Raw genomic sequence first — 17,401 nt, 5'->3', positions numbered from 1 at the left:
AGAGTATCGACACCAGCTGTTGTCTCGCAACCAGGAAAGGGATCTGCGATGAACATCACCGGCAACACCATCCTCATCACCGGCGGCGGCTCCGGCATCGGCCGGGCTCTGGCCGAAGCCCTGCATCGGGCCGGCAATCAGGTCGTCATCGCCGGCCGGCGTGAGGCGCTGCTCAATGAGGTGACCTCGGCCAATCCGGGGATGGAAGCGCTTCTGCTCGACATCCAGGACAAGGACGATGTCGCCGCCTTCGCCCGGCAGGCGGTCGAGAGCTTTCCGGCGCTCAATGGCGTCATCCACAATGCCGGCATCATGCGCAGCGAGGCCATCGCGGCCGGCGACTTCCTCGCCACCGCCGAGGACACGATCTCGACCAATCTGCTCGGACCGATCAGGCTCACCTCGGCGCTGCTGCCGCATCTCCTGAAGCAGGAGCGCGCCGCGATCCTGACCGTATCCTCCGGCCTCGCCTTCGTGCCGCTGGCGACGACGCCGACCTACAGCGCGACGAAGGCCGCGATCCATTCCTGGTCGATTGCGCTGCGCGAGCAGCTCAAGGCGACCTCGGTCGAGGTCATCGAGATCGCCCCACCCTATGTGCAGACCGAGCTGCTCGGCCCGCAGCAGGCGGTCGATCCCGCAGCGATGCCGCTCGCCGAGTTCATTGCAGAGGTGATGGCGCTGCTCGAAAGCGCTCCGGCCTCGGGCGAGATCATCGTGGAGCGCTGCAAGCCGCTGCGCTTCGCCGCCGAGAAAGGCCAGGTCGCAGCGATCTTCGCCCAGCTGAACGCGCAGCACGGCTGAACGATCGGTTGCCCGTCGTCCCGGGGCGCGCTGCGCCCGGGACGATAGCTGACTGAGCTGCCTCCCAAGTCTGACTCGAATCTCCAGCCCCCGTCCTGAGGAGGCCCGAAGGGCCGTCTCGAAGGGCGTTCCCGGCGGACTCCGGAGCCTCCTGGAACATCCTTCGAGACGCCATTCCTCCCGGAATGGCTCCTCAGGATGAGGGCTCAGGGAATTCCCAGTCAGACACTAAGCCGCCTCGCGCCCGAATTGCAGCGCCGCGAGCCGGGCATAGAGCCCGCCCTTGGCGACGAGGGCGGCGTGGGTGCCCTCCTCGACCACGCGGCCCTCCTCCATCACCAGGATGCGGTCGGCTGAGAGGATGGTCGCGAGCCGATGGGCGACGACCAGTGTGGTACGGCCCTGCATCAGCCGGTCGAGCGCGTCCTGCACCGCCCGCTCGCTTTCGGAATCGAGTGCCGAGGTCGCCTCGTCCAGCAGCAGGATCGGCGCGTCCTTGAGAACCGCGCGGGCGATAGCGAGGCGCTGGCGTTGGCCACCCGAGAGCGTCACGCCGCGCTCGCCGATCACCGTGTCGTAGCCTTCCGGCAGGGCGCGGATGAAATCGTCGGCGGCGGCGAGCTTCGCCGCCTCCTCGATCTCGGCACGGCTGGCGCCAGGGCGTCCATAGGTGATGTTCTGGGCCACCGAGACGCCGAACACCGTCGGCTCCTGCGGCACCAGCGCGAAGCGGCTGCGCCAGTCGGTCGGGTCGGCCTCCGGCCCGGCGACGCCGTCGACGACGACGCGGCCGGCGAAGGGATCGTAGAAGCGCAGCGCCAGTTGCAGCACCGTGCTCTTGCCGGCGCCGGACGGGCCGACCAGCGCAATGCGCTCGCCCGGTCGGACGCTGATGTCGAGATCGGCCAGAGCGAGATTCGTCCGTCCGGGATAGCGGAAGGAGACGTTCTCGAAGGACAGCGCCCCGACCGCGGGCTGCGGCATCGGCTTGGGATGGGCGGGAGCCGCGATCGCCGGCTTCGTCGCCAGGATCTCGCCGAGCCGCCCGGCCGCTCCCGCAGCGGCGGAGATATCTCCATAGACCTCGGAGAGCTGGCCGAGCGAGCTCGCAGCCAGCACGGCATAGAGCACGAACTGCGACAGGCGCCCGCCGCTCATCCGCCCAGCGAAGACCTCGGTCGCACCGGCCCAGAGCACCATCACGACGCTGGCGCTGACCAGGAAGATTGCGAAGCCCGAGAGCCAGGCCCGCGAGCGGGTGGCATCGCGCGAGGCGGCATAGGCATCCTCGGACGCATCCTGGAAGCGCTTCGCCGTGTCGCGCTCAGCCCCGAAGGATTGCATGGTGCGGATCGCGCCGACCGCTTCCGAGGCGAAGGCCGAGGCGTCGGCCAGCCTGTCCTGCGCCGCCCGCGAGCGCTTGCGCACGGTGCGGCCCGAGAACACGAGCGGCAGGACGACCAGCGGGATCGCGCCGATCACGATCGCCGAAAGCCGCGGGCTGGTCGCGACCATCATGGCGAGCGCGCCGAGGAACATGATGGCGTTGCGCAGCGCGATCGAGGCCGTCGAGGCGAAGGTCGACTTGATCTGGGTGGTGTCGGCAGTCAGCCGCGAGACGAGGTCGCCCGCCCGGCTGGCATCGAAGAAGGCCGGCTCGAGCCGCGTCAGATGCCGGAACACATCGGCGCGCAGATTCGAGACGATGCGCTCGCCGACCGTCATGACGAGGTAGAATCGTGCCGAGCTCGCTAGCGCCAGCACCGCGACGACGCCGATCAGCAGGGCGAAATAGGAATTGGCGAGCTGCTGCTCGCCGCCGGAGAAACCGGCATCGATAACCCGCCGGACCGCCAGCGGCAGCGCTAGGGTCGCACCCGATGCGACGACCAAGGCCACCAAAGCGAAGGCGATCCGCCGCTTCTGCGCCTTTGCATAGGGCCAGAACGAACGCAGCGCGCTGAAATCCGGGCGCTGCTTGCGGTCTTCCACCAGTTCTTTCGCCACTCTCACATATCCCGAAAAGCTTGCACCGCAGCCAAGGCTGCGCTATGGCCACGCGACTTCACGACAGGCTCGTACGAATTGTTCGAAGAGCCGGCGATGCGCGCCGCGTTCCGGCCGCCCGCTTTTCGAAACTTGAGGAATTCGCCATGAAGACCGGCATTCATCCCGACTACCACACCATCAAGGTCGTCATGACCGATGGCACCGAATACTTCACGCGTTCGACCCTCGGCAAGGAGGGCGACACGCTGAACCTCGACATCGACCCGAAGACCCACCCGGCCTGGACCGGCGGCACCCAGCACATGCTGGACCGCGGCGGCCGCGTCTCGCGCTTCAATTCGCGCTTCGGCGCGCTCGGCGCCCTCGGCAAGAAGTAATTCCCGGCTTTCCGACCCCGATGGGGCCGGATGCTCGACACCGAAAAGCCCGGCCTCGCGGCCGGGCTTTTTGCTTTGCGGCGACGAATGGCCGCGGACGAATTGCACAGAACTGGCCCACACTGCGCGCCGAACCGGACACGCCAGCGCCCCCTCGCCCAGCTGCAGGGGTACGCCGGCGCCGGCAGCCTTCACATGTCAGGATTTGGGAGTGGCTGCGCTCAGCCCTGCAGGGCGAGCCGGGCCTGCAAATTCGCGAGCTGCCCGCGCACCGGGTTGGCCGCCGTAGCGGGAGCCGCCGTCATCTGGGTCTCGATACGGGAAATCCGGTCCTGCAGGCGCATCGAATGGGCGATCAGGTCGCGCAGGCGCTCCGGCAGGCGGGCGGCCTCGGCGCTGGTCGGCTGAAGCATCGGCTCGGCGATGCGGACCTTGTTGTTCTCGGTCCGCGCCTGCTCGGCCGTCATCTCACCCTCGGCGACGGCGCGCTGCACCAGCAGCCAGGACGCGATCTGCATCAGCCGCGTCGTCAGCCGCATGCTCTCGGTTGCGTAGATCAGCGAGACTTCGCGCGGCAGTGCCGCCGACTCCTGCCGCCCGTCCCCGTCGAGATAGTTCGCCGTCGACTCGACCAGCCCCATGCCCTCGCGAAAGAGCTGCATGAAGGCGTCGGACTTGACGAAGTTGCGCGCGAACGAAATCGCTCCGTCTTCGGCCGGCAGCCTCAGCATGGGGAAATCGGTCATTGCAGCGTCTCCATTCGGCACAATGGCGTGCGTAAGCGGGACGCAGCGCCGGTTCGTGCCAGAAGCCCCGCAAGGATAGCGCCATAGCATTTGTCGCGGCCGCGGTAAGGCCTCGTTAACCTTAATAATGGCAGGTTCACGGCCGCCCACGCAGCGAGCGCCGCTCCGCAAGGCCCGAACAAAAAAGAGCCGCCCCGAAGGCGGCTCGAAGGTCAACAGGGAGGCGTCAAACAGAGTGGGCAGGAGCCACTCGACATCCAGACAAACTGGACGATCAGATTCATACTTTGGAATCGTTAAGGGCCGGTTAATGCCGCGGCCCGTATTGGCGATTCCGCGGCGCTCGCGCGCCTTGCCGCGTCAGGCCCCACCACAAGCCAGCTTCGGAACGGAATCGTCAGAAATCGGCACGTCGTCCCTGCCCGATCGGCACTCGCTCAGGCATCGGCGCGTCGGTTGCTTGCCGCGATGGCGGCTGGTCTTCGAACAGCCTTGCGGTCGGCGCCGTGCAGCGCGGTGCGCTGGACGTTCTCGCGCCACCATTTCAGAGGTCGGGCGCGCCTTGTCGCTTCAGCCCCGCTTCTGGAAGAAGGCGTCGGCCGCCGAGCGCGAGGCGTTCTTCTTCTCCCTCGCCTCGCGGAGCCGGACGATCTCGGCTTCGAGCAGGCCGATCCGCTCGTCGATCTCCGCCACCGAAAGTTGCGAGAGGTCCTGCCCGATTTCATGGGCGCGCTTGGGCGCCGGGCGGTCGTCGTCGAGAAATCCAGCCATCGCAGCCTCGCCTTGCATCGGTTGCGGCGCGCAGACTAGACCATCGGCCGGAAAAATGATGCCTGTTTAAAGACCGAACGCGCGAGGACGCCGCGAACGGTCGCGTATGCCAAGGCCGACCGACACCCTACCAGGAGAGCGCCATGACCGCCCTGCCGCAGACCATGACCGCGATCGGCTTCGACGCGCCGGGCGGACCGGAGGTCCTGAAGCCGCAGCAACGGCCGCTGCCGCAGCCCGGCCCCGGGGAAGTGCTCGTCGCGGTCGCCTTCGCCGGCATCAACCGGCCGGACGTGCTGCAGCGCATGGGCGGCTATGCCCCCCCGCCCGGCGCCTCCGACATTCCGGGTCTCGAATTCGCCGGCACTGTGGTCGGCCTCGGCGAAGGCGTCTCGCGCTTCCGGCTGGGGGACCAGCTCTGCGGACTCGTCGCCGGCGGCGGCTATGCCCAGTATGTCACCGTCCATGAAAGCAACGCCCTGCCGATTCCAGCCGGATTGTCGCTCGAGGAGGCCGGCGCCATCCCGGAGACCTACTTCACCGTCTGGAGCAATGTCTTCCAGCGCGGCGGCCTGAAGAGCGGCGAGAGCTTCATGGTCCATGGCGGAACCTCCGGCATCGGCACCACGGCGATCCAACTCGCCAAGGCCTTCGGCGCGACCGTGCTGGCGACCGCCGGCTCCGACGAGAAATGCCGGGCCTGCCGCGAGCTCGGCGCCGACCACGCCATCAACTACCGCACCGAGGACTTCGTCGTCGCCGCCAAGGCCGCGACGGGCAAGCGCGGCGTCGACCTGATCCTCGACATGGTCGGCGGCGACTACATCTCGCGCAACTACGCCGCCGCTGCCGACCAGGGGCACATCGTCCAGATCGCCTTCCTCAACGGATCGAAGGCCGAGGCCGACTTCAGCCGCCTCATGCTCAAGCGCCTGACCCATACCGGCTCGACGCTACGCCCGCGCACGATTTCCGAGAAGGCGGCGATCGCCCGCGAACTGGAGGAGAAGGTCTGGCCCCTCCTGGCTCAAGGGCGCTGCAAGCCGGTGATCCACGCCCGTTTCCCGCTGGCGCAAGCCGCAGAGGCGCACGCGCTGATGGAGAGCAACGCGCATATTGGCAAGATCGTGCTGACGGTCTGAGAATTCCCGGCCAGGGACCTGGCACGCGGCACATGGTTTCCATGGACAGCGATCACGGCTTTCCCTATAACGCCGCAATCCTGTTCATCGTCGATGATTTGGATGACCGGCCGGGGCGGCCGGTCGGCGCATGAGAGCTTTTGCCCGCGACACTTCAGGAGACGAGCCCGTGTCAACATCGCCGCTGATGCCGAAGGCCACCGCGGTCTGGCTGGTCGAGAACACCTCGCTGACCTTCGAGCAGATCGCCGAGTTCTGTAAACTCCACCCGCTCGAAGTGCGCGGCATCGCCGATGGCGAGGTCGCCGCCGGCATCAAGGGTCTCGACCCCATCACCTCCGGGCAGCTGACCCGCGAGGAGCTGGAGCGCGCCGCCAAGAACCCGAACCACCGCCTCAAGCTCGCCGAGCGCAAGGTCAAGGTGCCGGAAGTCAAGCGCGCCAAAGGGCCGCGCTACACCCCGGTGTCGAAGCGCCAGGACCGGCCGAACGCCATCCTCTGGCTGCTCCGCAACCATCCCGAGCTCAAGGACGCGCAGATCATCCGTCTGGTCGGCACAACCAAATCGACCATCGCGCAGATCCGCGACCGCACCCACTGGAACGCCCAGACGCTCAGCCCGGTCGACCCGGTCAGCCTCGGCCTCGCCTCGCAGATCGACCTTGACTTCGAAGTCGCCCGCGCCGCCAAGGATCGCCCGGCCGCCCTCGCCGCCGAGACCGGCTCGACCCTGCTTTCGGCCGAGGAGACCACCGCTCCCGAGCCGGTGCCGTCGAGCCAGCCCTTCGCCGACATGAGCAAGCCCAAGCGCGAGGAAGAGGCGGCGATCGACGTCGACTCCGTCTTCGCCAAGCTCAAGCAGATGAAGCGTCCGGTCGACGAGGACGACGACGACCTCTGAGCCGTCCTCCCGTCGGGCGACAGAATGGGAGCGGCCCGCGGGCCGCTCCAGCTTGCCGGACAGGCGCCGCTTTGCCACTCTCCGGCGATGACGCCCGCCGATAATGCACTCGCCTTCACCTTCCTCGGAACCGGTGCGCCGCCGGTCAGCCTGCGCCGGGCCGGCCCGGCGCATCTCGTCGAGGCCGGCGGAACCAGCGTCCTGATCGATTGCGGCTCGGGCGTCAGCCAGCGCCTCGTCGCCGCCGGCCATGCCGGCGCCCGCATCGACGCGCTGATCGTCACGCATGAGCATTCCGATCATCTGGTCGATTTCTACCAGCTCGTCGTCTCCTCCTGGCATCAGGGCCGCGATCGGCCCTGGCGCGTGCTCGCCCCTGCCCCGGCGCTCGCCAACATGCGCGGGCAATACGAGGCCTTCGCCCGCGAGCGTACCCTGCGCATCGCCTTCGAGAAGCGGCCGGACGCCACAGGCCTGGAGGTCGTCTTCGAGGAGCTGCATGAAGGGCCGATCGCCGGCCTCGGCGGCCTCGAGATCGAAGCCTTCCTGGTCGATCACCACCCAGTGGAGCCGGCCTTCGGCCTAGCCCTCACGGCGCATGCAGGCCGCATCGTTTTCTCCGGCGACACCAGGCTGACGCCTTCGCTGGAGCAAGCGGCGCAGGGCTGCGAGCTCCTGGTCTGCGAGGTCTTCATCGACAGCCAGATGCCGGTCGTCGCCGGCGTGCGCTCGGCTGAGACCGTCGCCTCGGTAAAGAGCTATCACATGACGCCGGCGGTCGTGGCGGGGCTCGCCTCGCGCTCCGGCGTGAAGGCCCTGGCCCTCACCCATCTCGTCCCGCCCGGCGCCGACACCGCCGCCCTCACTGGCGAGATCCGCGCTGGCGGCTATGCCGGCCCACTAATCATCGGCGAAGATCTGATGCGGCTCGAACTCCCTGGCCGCCTGCTGCGCTGGAACGGCGCGACGATCGGGTTCTGAGCCGCAAGACAGCTCGCATCCTGAGGAGCTGCTTCGCAAGAAGCAGCGTCTCGAAGGATGTTTGAGAAGTCTCCGGAGCCATCTGGAGCATCCTTCGAGACGCGCCTGCGGCGCTCCTCAGGATGAAGATCCAGGTTCCGGAGCTGGTGCGGCTTCAGCCCAGTCCCCGGCCCTTCAGCGCGACGCCGATCTCGTCGAGGACGGCAAGATCCTCGATCGTCGCCGGCACGGCGTAATCTTCGCCATCGGCGATCTTCTTCATCGTCGCGCGCAGGATCTTGCCGGAGCGCGTCTTCGGCAGGCGCCCGACTGTAATCGCGATCTTGAAGGCAGCGACCGGGCCGATCTTGTCACGCACCAGCCCGACCAGCTCCTTCTCGACCTGATCCGGCGCCAGCGTCACGCCGGCCTTGAGCACGACGAAGCCGCAGGGTTGCTCGCCCTTCAGCGCGTCCTTGATCCCGACCACGGCGCATTCGGCGACGGCCGGGTGCGAAGCCAGCACCTCCTCCATGCCGCCGGTCGAGAGTCGGTGCCCGGCGACATTGATGATGTCGTCCGTGCGCCCCATGATGAAGACATAGCCGTCCTCGTCGATGAAGCCGGCATCCGAGGTGTTGTAATAGCCGGGATAGGCCTCGAGATAGGCGCTGCGGAAACGGGCATCGTCGTTCCACAGCGTCGGCAGTGCCCCGGGTGGCAGCGGCAGCTTCAGCACGATAGCGCCCATCGCCCCGGGGGCAACCGGCCTGCCGCCCTCGTCGAGGCATTGCACGTCGTAGCCCGGTAGCGGCACGCTCGGTGAGCCATGCTTGATCGGCAACAGGCCGAGTCCGACGGGATTGCCGACGATGCAGGAGCCAGTCTCGGTCTGCCACCAATGATCGACCACCGGCACCTTCAGCACCTCCTCGGCCCATTTCAGCGTGTCGGGATCGGCCCGCTCGCCGGCGAGGAAGAGCGTGCGGAACTGCGAGAGGTCGTAGTTCTTGAGATAGGTCGCCTGCGGGTCTTCCTTGCGGATGGCGCGGAAGGCGGTCGGCGCGGTGAACATCGCCACCACCTTGTACTCCGAGATCACCCGCCAGAAGGCGCCGGGATCGGGCGTGCCGACCGGCTTGCCTTCATAGAGGATCGAGGTCGCGCCCTGCAGCAGCGGGCCGTAGACGATGTAGCTGTGGCCGACCACCCAGCCGACATCCGAAGCGGTGAACATCACCTCGCCGGGCCGGACGTCGTAGAGCTGGCTCATGGTCGCGAGCAGCATGACCATGTGCCCGCCATTGTCGCGGACCACGCCCTTGGGCTTGCCCGTCGTGCCCGAGGTGTAGAGCACATAGAGCGGATCGGTCGCGGCGACCTCGACGCACTCCGCCTTGCGGCCATTGGCGCGGGCGACGGCGACGAGCGTGCGCCAGTTCTTGTCGCGGCTGACATGCATGGAGGCGTCGACCTGCGGCCGCTGCAGCACGAGGCAGGCATCCGGCTTGTGCGCGGCGAGTTCGATCGCAGCGTCGAGCAACGGCTTGTATTCGACCACGCGCGTCGGCTCGATGCCGCAGGTCGCGGTCAGGATCAGCTTCGGCTTGGCATCGTCGATGCGCGTCGCCAGCTCCTTGGCGGCGAAGCCGCCGAACACCACCGAATGCACGGCGCCGATCCGGGCGCAGGCCAGCATGGCGAAGGCCGCCTCCGGGATCATCGGCATGTAGATGATGACGCGATCGCCCTTGCCGACGCCCTGGTACTGCAGTACGGCGGCAAGCGTCGCGACCTCGTCGAGCATCTCAGCGTAAGTGTAGCTCGCCTTGGTCCCGGTGACCGGGCTGTCATAGATCAGCGCCGCCTGCTCGCCCCTGCCGTCGCGGACATGCCGGTCGAGGGCGTTGAAGCAGGTGTTGCAGCTCGCATCCGGGAACCAGCGCCCATAGATGCCGGCCTTGGCATCGAATATCTGCTGCGGCGGCCTGATCCACTCGATACCCCCAGCAATCCCGCGCCAGTAGCCTTCCGGGTCGCGCCGCCAGGCGGAATAGGTTTCGCTGTAGCGGCTTGCATGGCTGGCAGTCATGAAATGCGTTCCTCTTCGCCGGATTTTCGGCCTAGAGCTTGGCTCCGGGCGGGCCGTCTGGGGGCCGGATTTGGCGCGGAGGATCGTGCCCACTCTCTCCCCCCCGGCGCAAGCGCCCGGATGTCAGACTTTCAGCGCACCCCGTATGGGACGCGCTGCACCCGCCGGCCGCCCGGCCGCAGCTGTCGGTAGGCCATGAACTTCGCCCCATGAACTTCGATCTCACCTTCTTCGCCGTCATGGTCCCGGCCGTCATCCTGATGGGCCTGTCAAAGGGCGGCTTCTCGGGGCTTGGCCTGCTCTCGCTCCCCCTGATGGCGCTGATCGTCTCGCCGGTGCAGGCAGCCGCGATCATGCTGCCGATCCTGATCATCCAGGACGTCGTCACCGTCTGGTCCTATCGCCACGAATTCGACCGACGAAACCTCGCGACCCTGATCCCAGGCATGCTGCTCGGCGTGCTCGCCGGCTATCTGCTGGCGGCAAAGGTCTCCGACGCTGTGGTCGGTTTCGCGGTCGGGGTGATCTCGATCGGCTTCGCGCTTCGGCGCCTGCTTGGCGGCAAAGCCGCGAAGGCCCCGGTCACGCAGGCCAACTACGCGGCCGGCAGCTTCTGGGGCGTGGTCTGTGGCTTCACCAGCATGATCGCCCATGCCGGCGGCCCCCCCTTCCAGATCTATGTGATGCCGCAGCGCCTGCCGCCGGCGGTCTTCGTCGGCACCGGAGCGCTGTTCTTCGCGCTGATGAACTGGATCAAGGTGCTGCCCTATTTCATCCTCGGCCAGTTCAGCCCGCAGAACCTCACCGCCTCGGCCGTGCTTTTCCCGGTCGCGATCCTCTCCACCCTCGCCGGCGTCTGGCTGGTGCGGCGCGTCCCGGCCGAGCGCTTCTACACCCTGATCTACTGGCTGCTGGTCGCGGTTGGCCTGAAGTTGGTCTACGAAGGAGTGCGGCCGCTCTTCGGCTGAGCCGCCTCCCCGCTCCCCTTCCGGCCGGACATTGCGCCGCATCCGCAAAAGGGATGGATTACATGGCTGCGCCCCAGCGGCTAAAGCTGCGGCGACATTCCGGCAGAAGAGCGCCCCGATGACCGCATCGCCTTACGATACCGATCTCGACCGCAACCCCGCGAACTTCCAGCCGCTCTCGCCGCTGCCCTTCCTAGAGCGCGCCGCCGCCGTCTTCCCGCAGCAGATCGCCGTCGTCCACGGCCCGCTGCGGCGCAATTACGCCGAACTCTATGCCCGCACCCGCCGGCTCGCCTCGGCGCTGGCCCGGCACGGCATCGGCAAGAACGACACCGTCGCGGCGATGCTGCCGAACACGCCGGCCATGCTCGAATGCCATTACGGCGTGCCGATGTGCGGTGCCGTCCTGAACACGCTGAACACGAGGCTCGACGCCGCGATCATCGCCTTCTCGCTCGACCATGGCGGCGCCAAGGTGCTGATCGCCGACCGCGAATTCTCGAGGACGGTCAAGGAGGCGCTGGCGCTCTGCAAGGTGAAGCCGCTGGTCATCGACTATGACGACCCGGTTTATGACGGCCCGGGCGAGCGCCTTGGCAGCGTCGAATACGAGGACTTCCTCGCCGAGGGCGATCCCGATTTCGACTGGCTGATGCCGACGGACGAGTGGGATGCGATCGCGCTGAACTACACCTCCGGCACCACGGGCGACCCCAAGGGAGTGGTCTACCACCATCGCGGCGCCAACCTGCTCGCGACCTCGAACGTGCTCACCGGCGGCATGGGCCGGCACCCGGTCTATCTCTGGACCCTGCCGATGTTCCACTGCAATGGCTGGTGCTTCCCCTGGACGATCTCGCTGCTCGCCGGCACCCATGTCTGCCTGCGCCAGGTCCGCGCCAAGGCGATGTACGACGCGCTCGCCGACCATGGCGTCACCCATATGTGCGGGGCGCCGATCGTGATGTCGGCGCTGCTCAACGCGCCCGACGCCGAACGCCGCAGCTTCCCGCAGAAGGTCAACTTCTTCACAGCGGCCGCGCCGCCGCCGGAAGCCGTGCTCGCCGGCATGGCGCAGGCCGGTTTCAACGTCGTCCACCTCTACGGGCTGACCGAGGTCTACGGCCCCGCCGTCGTCAACGAATGGAATAGCGACTGGGACGCACTGCCCGGCTCCGAGCAGGCGGCGCTGAAGGCCCGCCAGGGCGTGCGCTACCCGGCGCTGGAAGGGCTCGACGTGCTCGATCCCGAGACGATGAAGCCTGTCCCGCGCGATGGCCAGACCCTCGGCGAGGTGATGTTCCGCGGCAATGTCGTGATGAAGGGCTATCTCAAGAACCCGAAATCGACCAAGGCGGCCTTCGAGGGCGGCTGGTTCCATTCCGGCGACCTCGGCGTCATCCATCCCGACGGCTACATCCAGCTCAAGGACCGCTCCAAGGACATCATCATCTCCGGCGGCGAGAACATCTCCTCGATCGAGGTCGAGGACGCGCTCTACAAGCACCCTTCGGTGCAGGCGGCGGCCGTTGTCGCCAGGCCCGACGAGAAATGGGGCGAGACGCCCTGCGCCTTCGTCGAGCTGAAACCCGGCAAGACGGCGACTCAGGACGAGATCATCGCCTGGTGCAAGACCCTGCTCGCCTCGTTCAAGTGCCCGCGCACCGTGGTCTTCATCGAGGTCCCGAAGACCTCGACCGGCAAGATCCAGAAATTCAAGCTCAGAGAGATGGCGCGGGCGCTGTAGCGCCCCGCCTCCGGCTAGGAATCTGCCGCAGCCGCCCCAAGAGCGGAGCGACTTCACCAATCCAGGCGGCGCTCTAGAGCGTCCCTCGGCATCGCATCTACCGACCGCTACCCAGGCGGCATAATCCTGTCGGCGCCCAAGGCGCCGTCATTCATCGAGCGCAGCGCCGCCGGCCAGCGGCGGGATGACCGGGAAGTGCCTGGCAGCTTCGTCATCTCACCGGCCTATCCGGTGTGTTCTCAGGGCATGCCGCCTCTTCATCGGCAGGGCGATGCGCCGCCGACAAGGGCGGCCGGCCTCCGATGTCCCCCCTCATCCGCTGTTGGCGGATGAGGGGGGATACCTCGGCTTTACGAGGCGTCCCACTCATCGAGTGGCAGCGGCTTGTCCTGAATGGTCATGATGTCGAGCGGCGACATCATCTCTGTCGTCGTCGCCGCCAGGAACGCCCCGAAAGGGGCCGACGCATGCTGCGCCACAATGAAGAGCACTGCGGCAGCGAGCGCGCAGGCTCCAAGGAGGCGCATGGGCTTTGGCATTCTGGTCTCGGCCATCGAAGTCACTCCTCCACCGGGGTTTTGGCATGTGAACGAACGGGCCGACCCGCGATCGGGACCGGGTGTAGAGCGCAGCACTCCTTGGCCGCGGCCCACTCTGTCGGGCGGGTCACGGGCGAAACAGCGTCTGCGTCACACCATACGATTGATCTGCGGGCAGGAACCCGCCCTCACCATGATCCTCGACCGCTCCAATGACCGTGATCTCGCTCACAGAGCATGTTCAGCCGGGTCCGGAATCGGATCGTTGTCCCCATGCCGGACGCTCACCACTTCACGCTCGAAGGCGCTGTGCCCTCATGGGAAGGGAATAGCGGCAAAACCTCCTCTGCCAGCTCCTGAACGATCTCCGCAGCCGGACGCTCGGCGAACTGCATGCCGAGCGCGGCGTGATTGACGCCGGCCTCCCGCCACTCGCCGAGCAGGTCGATCAGGCCTTTGCGCCCGGTCCGCAGGACAAAGCCACCCTGTAGCGGCGTTCTCGGGAAATGCAGGTCGTCGACCAGGTCGATCCATTCGTTTGTCACATGCGGCCGGAAGCCTCCGTCCGGGATGAGCTCACGCCAGGCCCTGACCTTCTGCGCAAGTTGGCGCGGACCTTCCGGCAAGTGCGTCGCATGCGGATAGGTCAGCCAGCCGTCGGCATGTTCGGCCACCCATGACAGCACCTGCCGACTCGACCCGGTGACGAGGAGCGGAATGCCGCCGAAGACCGCCTTGGGCAGGAAATCGACGCCGCTCATCCGCCCAAGCGGCGAGACGATCGAGGACTGGCCGGGTCCGACCAGCTTCCGGAAGTATGTCACCGCCTCGGCGAAGCGTTCCCCACGCGTCTCGATGTCGATGCCATAGGCTGGAAATTCCACGGGCCGGTCGCCCGAGGCGACACCGAGGACCAGACGTCCACCGGACAGATGGTCGATGGTCGTGGCCATCTTGGCGAGATCGATCGGATGGCGCAGCGAGAAGATCACGCTTCCGGTCGCCAGGGCCACGCGCTCCGTTCGCGCAGCGAGATAGGCCAGGTAGGTGAACGGGTCGAAGACCTGGCCAGCATCGCCGAAACCGGGATCGAAGAGCGGCACGTCGCGAACCCAGACGGCAGCGAAGCCGCGCCGGTCGATATTGGCGACGAGCTCGGCCTGCCCCTCGAGCACGCGCATGTCGCCCTGGAAGAAGCGCAGCGGCAGGAAAATCCCCAGGGTGAGCTGGCCCGGCGCGAACATCCGGCGATATCCGGGATGCTGGACAAAGGCTTCCGCGGACGCGCCGCCATGGCTTTGCCCGGACGACACGGGCCTTGTGGCGATGTTCATGGGATCGACCTCTTCGAAAGGGCTCACGGGCCTGTTGCCGGGGCGGGAAGCGCAATGCCCCGCTGGACCGCCGGGCGCGCGGCGACGTGCTCGTGCCAGCGCAAGAGATTGCGGTGGAGGGCGAAGCTGAAGCCGCAGATTGCCGCGATATGGGTCCAGCCGAAGGTCGCGATATCGGCGATCGAATACTCGTCGCCAGCGAGCCAGCTGGCATCGGCCAGCCGCGAATCGAGCGTCGAAAAGGCCTCTTCCGTCAAACGCCGATAGCGCTCGATGGCCGCCGGCAGCTTCTCCTCAGCGAACATCTCGAAATGCACGCGCTGGCCGAGCAGCGGCCCCATGCTCGCGGCATGAAACTGCAGCCACTTGATCGCCTCCCAGCGCGCCGTCGTCTCTTGCGGCAGCAATCGGCCAGACTTGTCGGCGAGATAGAGGAGGATGGCCGCGGATTCGAACAATGTGACGCCGGTTTCGGCATCGCGGATGACCGGGATGCGTCCATGCGGGTTGAGCGCCAGGAATTCGGGCCGGCGATGCGCGCCGTCGTCGATTTTCACATGGTGCAGGCGGTAGGGCAGCGCCAGTTCTTCAAGCGCGATCGTCGCCTTGAAGCCGTTCGGCGAAGAGTCCGTATAGAGGTCGATCATCTCATGCTTCCTGCCGGCAGCTCCGCGGCGCCGGCTCCATCAGATTTGAGGTGAAGGCGAGAGACCGCGGCCCAACAGCAACGATCGGAAGAACTCGCTACCAGAAGAGAGGCCTGCTAAATCCCTTCCAACACCCTTGGATGAATAGGTATCGAAGCTGAAATGGATTCTGAAACGATGGTATCTGCACCTAGGATTTAGTAGGGCTACATTATGAATCCCGTCCTCCCGCTCCTTGCGCTACGCGCATTCGCCGAGACCGGCCGCCATGGCAGCGTCAAGCGCGCGGCCGAGGCGATGGGCGTCACCTCCGGCGCGGTCAGCCAGCAGATCCGGCAACTGGAAGAGAGGGTCGGCGTCACGCTGTTCACGCGCACGCGCTATGGCGTGCAGCTCACCGAGGCTGGCACCAAGGTCCACCCGGCGCTGTTGCGGGCGTTCGAACAAATCGGAAGCAGCCTCGAGGCCCTGGAGACGATCAGCGCCCGGCAGACCCTGACGGTCAGCACGGTTCCCTCCTTCGCAGCCTCCTGGCTGGTGCCGCGTCTCGGCCGCTTCAACCGCGAGCACCCCGACATTGAAATTCGTGTCGAGGCGACGCCCGGCCTTGTCGACCACCGTCGGGATAGGGTCGACATTGCGATCCGCCACGGGCTGGGCAGCTATCCCGGCTTGGTCTCGGAGCATCTGATGGCGCCGGTGTTCCTGCCCGTCGCAAGCCCAAGCCTGCTAGCGGAAGGGCCGCCGATCCGCGAACCCGCCGACTGCCTCGCCTATCCGCTGCTTCAGGATTCCGACCGGGCCGACTGGCCGCTCTGGTTCAAGGCGCTGGGTGTGGCGGACGACGCACGCGCCGAGCGCGGCCCATCCTTCGACGACGACTTCCTGCTGATCCGCGCAGCCGAGTCCGGCCAGGGCGTAGCGCTGGTGCGCGATATTTATGCCAGGCAGGAAATCGCCGCGGGTCGCCTCGCTCTGGCGCTCGACCAGCCATGGCCGGCCGCCTTCGCCTATTATGTCGTGACCCTGCCTGATGCGGCGAGCCGCCCACCGCTCGCTGCGTTCATCGACTGGCTGAAGTGCGAGGCATCAGGCGGCTGAGCGCATTCCAAGGCGGCATCGCCGCGTACTGTGTGGCGGCGCCGGGATGATGTCGCGCCAAACGCCGACGCGCGCTGTTGGAACAGTCGCGTGCGCCCCGAAAGCGGAAGACAGAGCAGCGCACTGCGAAACCCGAAGCTAGCCGCCCATATTCTTGGCGCGATAGTAGGCGACCAGGGCATTGGCGTGGCCATGGCCCAGCCCATGCTCCGACTTGAGCATGGCGACCATCTCGCCGTGCTTCTTGTCCGTCGAGGCGGCCAGGAGCGCGAACCAATGGTCGACAGGTTGGCCATAGGTCTTCTCGATCGAGGGGAAATACGAGGCCGGGCCCTTCACCTTCTCGACGGTCATCGAATGCTCCTGCTTTCTCACTCTGACATCTGTGATACCGGGAGCCTCGCGACGCCTGGCCGGTGAGATGGCCGCTCTATGGAGAGAGGCTCGCCATGGAAACCGGACAGCTCATCTGAGGATTCGGATCTCCCTGTACTGCCCAAAAAAAGCCGGCCCCTCGCGGGGCCGGTAATGGCGTCTTGACGCCGGATCGATGCGAGCCGCACCGGCCCGCTTGGAATTCAGTGCAACGTCGGTGCCGGCATGGTTTGCCGCACGCGCTCGATCTCGTCCTTCAGCAGCAGCTTCTTCCGCTTGAGTTCGGCCACGCCGAGATCGTCCGACGAGGGGCTGGCGACCGCCTGGGCGATGGCCTCCTCAAGCTGGCGATGCTTGCGCTCGAGCTCGGCGAGATGGGTCTGCAGCGACATCTGGATCCTCCTGATGAGCGTTCTGGCAAGAACGAGTCTGACACAGAGCCGGCTTCACGTCTGCGGGGCAGCCGTGCAGCGCAGCATGAGTTTCTGTGATCCCTTCCGGGACCTTTCCCGAGGCCCGCGAATATGAGCGAGTCACTCCTGCGTCACCGTCGCAGCGCTCTTGCCGCGCCGCTCCGGCCTGCGCATAGTCGGCACCGATCGCGGCGATGTTGAGACGGCTTATGGGATTCGAGTTGAGCGCCGAGGAAGTCGAGGTCCTTATGGTGGAGCTCGCGCGGCTGCGGGACGAGCACCGCGATCTCGACAGCGCCATCGACGCGCTCGAGCGGCTCGGTGCCATCAACCAGATCCAGGTCCAGCGCCTGAAGAAGCGCAAGCTCTATCTGCGTGACCGCATCGCCCATCTCGAAGACCAGCTCACCCCCGACATCATCGCCTGAGCGGGAAGGATTCGGCCCTGTCGCCGATTCCGCCCTTGCTTGCAGC

Annotated in this window: 18 protein-coding genes; 9 read left to right on the top strand and 9 right to left on the bottom strand. The window is 66.7% G+C overall.

What is annotated here, in order from left to right:
• Positions 1–48 precede the first annotated feature (48 nt).
• Positions 49–804, top strand: coding sequence for an SDR family oxidoreductase (locus DK26_RS11275; protein ID WP_066471916.1), 756 nt, complete (start codon positions 49–51; stop codon positions 802–804).
• 228 nt (positions 805–1,032) lie between these two features.
• On the opposite strand, the gene DK26_RS11270 is transcribed toward DK26_RS11275, so the two are convergent.
• A complete protein-coding gene (locus tag DK26_RS11270) occupies positions 1,033–2,811 on the bottom strand; it encodes an ABC transporter transmembrane domain-containing protein (protein ID WP_248309932.1) in 1,779 nt (592 codons plus the stop codon).
• Positions 2,812–2,957: 146 nt separating this feature from the next.
• Here DK26_RS11270 and rpmE point away from each other — a divergent pair, with 146 nt between their 5' ends.
• Positions 2,958–3,191: a 50S ribosomal protein L31 gene (gene rpmE, locus DK26_RS11265; RefSeq protein WP_066471911.1), complete on the top strand. Its 234-nt coding sequence runs from the start codon at positions 2,958–2,960 to the stop codon at positions 3,189–3,191.
• A 221-nt stretch (positions 3,192–3,412) separates the two neighbouring features.
• Here the strand turns inward: rpmE and DK26_RS11260 are convergent, their stop codons facing one another.
• Positions 3,413–3,937, bottom strand: a complete 525-nt coding sequence (locus DK26_RS11260) for a DUF1465 family protein (protein ID WP_066471909.1) — start codon at positions 3,935–3,937, stop codon at positions 3,413–3,415.
• A 570-nt stretch (positions 3,938–4,507) separates the two neighbouring features.
• Positions 4,508–4,708 (bottom strand): DUF1192 domain-containing protein, encoded by a 201-nt coding sequence (locus DK26_RS11255; RefSeq protein ID WP_066472623.1) that lies wholly within the window; start codon positions 4,706–4,708, stop codon positions 4,508–4,510.
• Positions 4,709–4,851: 143 nt separating this feature from the next.
• Between DK26_RS11255 and DK26_RS11250 the strand changes: the two genes are divergently transcribed.
• The 3 genes from DK26_RS11250 (at position 4,852) to DK26_RS11240 (ending at position 7,732) form a co-directional block, all read left to right on the top strand.
• Positions 4,852–5,850: an NAD(P)H-quinone oxidoreductase gene (locus DK26_RS11250; protein WP_066471908.1), complete on the top strand. Its 999-nt coding sequence runs from the start codon at positions 4,852–4,854 to the stop codon at positions 5,848–5,850.
• Positions 5,851–6,019: 169 nt separating this feature from the next.
• The gene (locus tag DK26_RS11245) at positions 6,020–6,751 is read left to right on the top strand and encodes a cell cycle transcriptional regulator TrcR (protein WP_066471907.1); all 732 of its coding nucleotides are present in this window, start codon (positions 6,020–6,022) and stop codon (positions 6,749–6,751) included.
• Between the two features lie 24 nt (positions 6,752–6,775).
• On the top strand, positions 6,776–7,732 hold the full coding sequence (locus DK26_RS11240; RefSeq protein ID WP_198162310.1) for an MBL fold metallo-hydrolase: 957 nt from the start codon (positions 6,776–6,778) through the stop codon (positions 7,730–7,732).
• Between the two features lie 154 nt (positions 7,733–7,886).
• Here DK26_RS11240 and DK26_RS11235 read toward each other — a convergent pair whose 3' ends face one another.
• A complete protein-coding gene (locus DK26_RS11235) occupies positions 7,887–9,803 on the bottom strand; it encodes a propionyl-CoA synthetase (protein WP_066471901.1) in 1,917 nt (638 codons plus the stop codon).
• Positions 9,804–10,012: 209 nt separating this feature from the next.
• Between DK26_RS11235 and DK26_RS11230 the strand changes: the two genes are divergently transcribed.
• Together DK26_RS11230 and DK26_RS11225 are read left to right on the top strand one after the other, a co-directional pair.
• Entirely contained in the window at positions 10,013–10,771 is a 759-nt protein-coding gene (locus DK26_RS11230) for a sulfite exporter TauE/SafE family protein (RefSeq protein WP_066471898.1), read from the top strand.
• Between the two features lie 118 nt (positions 10,772–10,889).
• Entirely contained in the window at positions 10,890–12,518 is a 1,629-nt protein-coding gene (locus tag DK26_RS11225) for an acyl-CoA synthetase (protein WP_066471890.1), read from the top strand.
• A 350-nt stretch (positions 12,519–12,868) separates the two neighbouring features.
• Here the strand turns inward: DK26_RS11225 and DK26_RS11220 are convergent, their stop codons facing one another.
• The 3 genes from DK26_RS11220 to DK26_RS11210 all read right to left on the bottom strand — a co-directional run bounded on the left by DK26_RS11220 (position 12,869) and on the right by DK26_RS11210 (position 15,038).
• Entirely contained in the window at positions 12,869–13,072 is a 204-nt protein-coding gene (locus DK26_RS11220) for a hypothetical protein (RefSeq protein WP_066471887.1), read from the bottom strand.
• A 269-nt stretch (positions 13,073–13,341) separates the two neighbouring features.
• Entirely contained in the window at positions 13,342–14,301 is a 960-nt protein-coding gene (locus DK26_RS11215; protein WP_066471884.1) for an LLM class oxidoreductase, read from the bottom strand.
• A 113-nt stretch (positions 14,302–14,414) separates the two neighbouring features.
• The gene (locus DK26_RS11210; RefSeq protein WP_066471882.1) at positions 14,415–15,038 is read right to left on the bottom strand and encodes a glutathione S-transferase N-terminal domain-containing protein; all 624 of its coding nucleotides are present in this window, start codon (positions 15,036–15,038) and stop codon (positions 14,415–14,417) included.
• A gap of 213 nt (positions 15,039–15,251) precedes the next feature.
• Between DK26_RS11210 and gcvA the strand changes: the two genes are divergently transcribed.
• Positions 15,252–16,139 carry a transcriptional regulator GcvA gene (gcvA, locus tag DK26_RS11205; protein WP_066471879.1) on the top strand — a complete coding sequence of 296 codons (888 nt, stop codon included), beginning with the start codon at positions 15,252–15,254 and terminating at the stop codon, positions 16,137–16,139.
• Between the two features lie 138 nt (positions 16,140–16,277).
• Here gcvA and DK26_RS11200 read toward each other — a convergent pair whose 3' ends face one another.
• On the bottom strand, positions 16,278–16,493 hold the full coding sequence (locus tag DK26_RS11200; protein WP_066471877.1) for a DUF4287 domain-containing protein: 216 nt from the start codon (positions 16,491–16,493) through the stop codon (positions 16,278–16,280).
• A gap of 224 nt (positions 16,494–16,717) precedes the next feature.
• Positions 16,718–16,906 carry a DUF465 domain-containing protein gene (locus tag DK26_RS11195; RefSeq protein ID WP_066471875.1) on the bottom strand — a complete coding sequence of 63 codons (189 nt, stop codon included), beginning with the start codon at positions 16,904–16,906 and terminating at the stop codon, positions 16,718–16,720.
• A 230-nt stretch (positions 16,907–17,136) separates the two neighbouring features.
• Between DK26_RS11195 and DK26_RS11190 the strand changes: the two genes are divergently transcribed.
• Entirely contained in the window at positions 17,137–17,355 is a 219-nt protein-coding gene (locus DK26_RS11190) for a DUF465 domain-containing protein (protein WP_066471873.1), read from the top strand.
• The last annotated feature ends 46 nt before the right edge of the window (positions 17,356–17,401 follow it).

The sequence above is a fragment of the Allobosea sp. WAO genome, from assembly GCF_001509835.1.
Lineage (GTDB): Bacteria > Pseudomonadota > Alphaproteobacteria > Rhizobiales > Beijerinckiaceae > Allobosea.
The sequence above is the reverse complement of the archived record's forward strand: the minus strand, read 5'-3'. Positions and strand labels throughout refer to the sequence as shown.